General features: G+C 68.4%; 5 protein-coding genes. All 5 read left to right on the top strand.

From position 1 onward, the window contains the following. Positions 1 to 376: PaaI family thioesterase (locus ACR2JA_RS01485; protein ID WP_434007374.1), on the top strand; the 376-nt coding region annotated here is incomplete at its 5' end. 76 nt (positions 377 to 452) lie between these two features. Next, the gene (locus tag ACR2JA_RS01480; protein ID WP_434007373.1) at positions 453 to 1814 is read left to right on the top strand and encodes an acyclic terpene utilization AtuA family protein; all 1362 of its coding nucleotides are present in this window, start codon (positions 453 to 455) and stop codon (positions 1812 to 1814) included. A 1-nt stretch (position 1815) separates the two neighbouring features. Next, entirely contained in the window at positions 1816 to 2157 is a 342-nt protein-coding gene (locus ACR2JA_RS01475; RefSeq protein WP_434007372.1) for an AtuA-related protein, read from the top strand. Positions 2158 to 2198: 41 nt separating this feature from the next. Continuing rightward, a complete protein-coding gene (locus tag ACR2JA_RS01470) occupies positions 2199 to 3167 on the top strand; it encodes a Bug family tripartite tricarboxylate transporter substrate binding protein (RefSeq protein WP_434007371.1) in 969 nt (322 codons plus the stop codon). 178 nt (positions 3168 to 3345) lie between these two features. Continuing rightward, on the top strand, positions 3346 to 4538 hold a 1193-nt coding region (locus ACR2JA_RS01465; protein ID WP_434007370.1), incomplete at its 3' end, for an acyl-CoA dehydrogenase family protein.

Here is a 4538-nt window from a genome sequence, read left to right as displayed (position 1 = left end):
GCCCTTGTCGGTGCTGATCGGAGCCGAGCTGGCCGCGTTTTCGCCGGGCCGGTGCGAACTGCACGTGCCGGTGTCCGACGCGGTGAAACAGCAGCACGGCTTCGTGCACGGCGGCGTGCTCAGCTACGCGGCGGACAACGCCCTGACCTATGCGGGTGGCACGGCGCTGCGCGTGCCGGTGGTCACCTCCGAATTCAAGATCAACTACCTGCGCCCGGCCATCGGCGATCGGCTGATCGCGCGCGCGTCAGCCGTGCACCCGGGCAAGACGCAGGCGGTGTGTCGCTGCGATGTGTTTGTGCTCCAGGACGGCGAAGAAAAGCTCTGCGCCGTGGCGCAGGGCACCATCGCCGCGTTGCCGGCGGCGTCGGCCTGAACCCACGGCCCCGGCGCGAAGCGGTCGTCGGGTTGTTCCTCTGGTGCTGCCCGCGGCCACCGACATACTGCAGTCCATGACGCCTTACCGCATCGGCTCCGGTGCCGGCTACGCCGGTGACCGCATCGACCCCGCGCTCGACCTGGCCGAGCGTGGCGAACTCGATGCGCTGGTGTTCGAATGCCTGGCCGAACGCACCATTGCGCTGGCCCAATTGCGCCGCGCCGCCGATCCCGAGGCGGGCTACGACCCCATGCTCAAGGCCCGCATGCGCGCCGTACTGCCGGCCTGCGTGCGCAACGGCGTCACCATCATCACCAACATGGGCGCCGCCCACCCGATGGCGGCCGGTCGCGCAGTTCTGGACGTGGCGCGTGAACTCGGCCTGCTGCGCCTGCGCGTGGCGGTGATCACCGGCGACGACGTGCTGCCCTGGGTCCGGGCGAACGATGTGCCCCTGATCGATTCTTCCGACACCGTGCGGTCGCTCGACGGACGGCTGGTGTCGGCCAACGCCTACCTGGGGGCCGACGCCTTGCTGCCCGCGCTGCAGGCCGATGTGAACGTCATCGTCACCGGCCGCGTGGCCGACCCGTCGCTGTTCCTTGCGCCGCTCATGGCCCATTTCGGCTGGACGGCCGACGACTGGCACCGGCTCGGCCAGGGACTGCTGGTGGGGCATTTGCTGGAATGCGCGGCCCAGGTCAGTGGCGGTTACCTGGCCGACCCTGGTCATGTGGACGTGCCCGACCTGGCCCGCGTGGGTTTTCCGCTGGCCGAGGTGAACGCGGACGGCAGTGCGGTCATCACCAAGCTGCCAGGCACCGGCGGACGGGTCGACCGGCTCAGCTGCACCGCGCAGCTGCTGTACGAAGTGGAAGACCCGGCGCGCTACCTGCAGGCCGACGTGGTGGGCGATTTTTCGCAGGTGCGGTTTGAAGAACAAGCGCCCGACCGTGTGACGGTGCAGGGCGCCAGCGGCCACCCGCGCCCCGACCAGCTCAAGGTCACGCTGGGCTACCGCGATGGCTTCATCGGCGAAGGCCAGATCTCCTACGCCGGCCCGGGTGCCCGTGCGCGCGGCGAGCTGGCCTTGCAGATCCTGCGCGAGCGCCTGCAGGACGCCACGCTGCCCCACGGCCTCAGAGGCCACGAGCACCGCGCCGAACTCATCGGCGTCAACGCCATGCACGGGCCGCAGCTGGGCGCCGACCGCGAACCCTACGAAGTCCGCGTGCGCCTCGCGGTGCGCTGCGCCACCCGTGCCCAGGCCGAAGCCGTGGGGCAAGAGGTGGAGGCGCTCTACCTCAACGGACCGGCCGGGGGAGGGGGCGTCACACAGTCGGTGCGCGAGGTGATCGCCGCCGCGTCCACCCTGGTGCCGCGCTCGGCCGTGCGGCCGCGCTGCGACATCCTCGAACTGCACGCGCAGGACTGACATGGCACCCACCACCGCCACCAACAACACCACCCGGCGCATCCTGCAGGACATCGCGCTCGCGCGTTCCGGCGACAAGGGCAACCGGGCCACGCTCAGCGTGATCGCGCTGGACCCGGCCGACTACCCCACGCTGGAACGCCTGCTCACCGCCGAACGGGTGCAGGCCCACTTTGCCGGTGTGGTGCAAGGCGTTGTGCAGCGCTACACACTGCCGCACCTGGGCGCTGTGCACTTCGTACTGTTCGACGCGCTGGCCGGCGGCGTCACGCGCTCACTGGCGCTGGACGCCCATGGCAAGACGTTGAGCGCCGCGGTGCTCGACCTGCCGCTGGAACCCTGACCCTTCACCGTTTTTCACCACCACAACCCAAGGAGACATCGATGCGTTCTGCGATCCGACAACTGGCCCTCACCGCCACCGCGCTGCTGGTGTCCACCGCCGCGCTGGCCCAGGCCTACCCCGACAAGCCCATCAAGGCCGTGGTGCCGTTCGCCGCCGGCAGCGCCACCGACCAGATCGGGCGCGCCTTCGCGCAGAAGATGCAGGAAGCGCTGGGTCAGCCCATCGTGATCGACAACAAGCCGGGCGTGAACGGCATGTTGGGCGCCGACGCCGTGGCCAAGGCCGCCCCCGACGGCTACACCCTCTTGATCGGCACCAACAGCACCAACGCGGCGCTCAAGAGCCTGATGAAGCAGCTGCCCTACGACCAGGACAAGGCCTTTGCGCCCGTGGCCTACATGGGCTCGGTGCCGCTGATCATCGCGGTGCACCCGGACGTGCCGGCCAAGAACCTCAAGGAACTGGTGGGCCTGGCCAAGGCCAAGCCCGGCAGCATCAACTTCGCCAGTGCCAGCACCTCGCAGCTGGTCTCCACCGAGATGTTCGCCGGCATGGCCGGCATCGAGCTGACCAACGTGCCCTACAAGAGCGGCCCGGCCGCCATGACCGACCTGATCGGTGGCGTGGTGCAGATGTTCAGCGCCGACTTCGCCGTCATGCTGCCGCAGGTCAAGGCCGGCAAGGTGCGCGGCCTGGCGGTCACCTCCACCAAGCGCTCGCCCGCTGTGCCCGACATTCCCACCGTCAATGAAGCCCTCGGCACCAAGGACTACGAGCTGATCGCCTACTTCGCCATGTACGTGCCCGCCGGCACGCCGGCCGACGTGATCGCCAAACTCAACAAGGCCGCCAACACCGCGGCCAACAGCAAAGAGGTGCAGGACAAGTTCGCCGGCATCGGCTTCGCGGTGGAGCCGGGCACGCCGGAAGACCTGGCCAAACGCGGTGTGACCGAAACCGCCAAGTGGGCCAAGGCCATCCGCGACGCGAAGATCGAACCGCAGTGACGCCTGTTCACTGACGGGCCCCGGGGACAGTGCCCCTGCGCACTGTCCCGCAGCGGACTGTCTCGCTTGGGACGAAAACCGCCGTTTTCCCGGGCGACGCCCCTTGTCCCCCCGTGTGCCGGCGGCACACTACAACGCCACCGGACCACCACCCCGAACGCCCGAAGCGAACCCTGCCATGAGCCTGCGTCCCACCATCGATTTCCTGCTCAATCACTGGCTGTCGGTCGAGCACCTCAACCAGCGCGAACGCTTTGCCGACCACAGCCGCGAAACCTTCGACGCGGTGCTCGACACCTGCGAGCGCATCGCGCGCGAAAAGTACGCGCCGTTCAACCGCCTGGTGGACACGCAGGAGCCGCACTTCGACGGCGAGAAGGTGATCCTGCCGCAGGCCACGCACGACGCGCAGAAGGCCTATGCCGAGAGCGGCATGCTGAGCGCCGCACAGGACTACGACATCGGCGGCATGCAACTGCCCTACACGGTGGAAGCCGCGGCCAACGCCTTCTTCGCCATGGCCTCGGTCAGCATCGGCAGCGGCATGCTGACCACCGGCAACGCCAACCTGCTGATGAAGCACGGCACCGACGTCCAAAAGCGCGTGTTCGCGCTCAACGAATTCAACGGCCGCTTCTCCGGCACCATGTGCCTGTCCGAGCCGCAGGCCGGCTCATCGCTCAGCGACGTGGCCACGCGCGCTGTGCCGGATGGCGAAGGTTTCGAAGCCGACCCGCTGGGACCGCGCTACCGCCTCAAGGGCAACAAGATGTGGATCTCGGCCGGCGAACACGAGTTGACCGAGAACATCGTCCACCTGGTGCTGGCCAAGATCCCCGATGCCGACGGCAAGCTGGTGCCCGGCGTCAAGGGCATCTCGCTGTTCATCGTGCCCAAGAAGCTGGTGAACACCGAAGGACAACTGACGGGCGAACGCAACGACGTGGCGCTGGCGGGCCTCAACCACAAGTGCGGCTGGCGCGGCACCACCAACACGCTGCTGAACTTCGGTGAAGGCAAGTACCCGGTGCGCGGTGACAGCGGAGCCATTGGCTACCTGGTCGGCCAGCCGGGCCGCGGCCTGCAGTGCATGTTCCACATGATGAACGAAGCCCGCATCGGCGTCGGCATGGCCGCCACCATGCTGGGCATGGCGGGCTACCACGCCAGCCTCGACTACGCGAAGAACCGGCCACAGGGCCGACCCCTCTCGACCGGCGGCAAAGACGCCGCTGCGCCGCAGGTGCGCATCATCGAGCACGCGGATGTGAAACGCATGCTCCTGGCACAGAAGAGCTATGCGGAAGGTGCGCTGGCGCTCGAACTCTATTGCGCCCGCCTGGTGGACGAGCAGCACACCGGCGATGCGCA

The sequence above is a fragment of the Hydrogenophaga sp. genome (assembly GCF_051007235.1).
In the GTDB taxonomy this organism is placed as follows: Bacteria; Pseudomonadota; Gammaproteobacteria; order Burkholderiales; family Burkholderiaceae_C; genus Hydrogenophaga.
This window is presented reverse-complemented; position numbering and strand designations above follow the sequence as displayed.

What these genes read in the sequence shown, in the direction of transcription:
- ACR2JA_RS01480 (WP_434007373.1), top strand. Translation starts at nt 453, where the DNA reads ATGACGCCTTACCGCATCGGCTCCGGTGCCGGCTACGCCGGTGACCGC.
- ACR2JA_RS01475 (WP_434007372.1), top strand. Translation starts at nt 1,816, where the DNA reads ATGGCACCCACCACCGCCACCAACAACACCACCCGGCGCATCCTGCAG.
- ACR2JA_RS01470 (WP_434007371.1), top strand. Translation starts at nt 2,199, where the DNA reads ATGCGTTCTGCGATCCGACAACTGGCCCTCACCGCCACCGCGCTGCTG.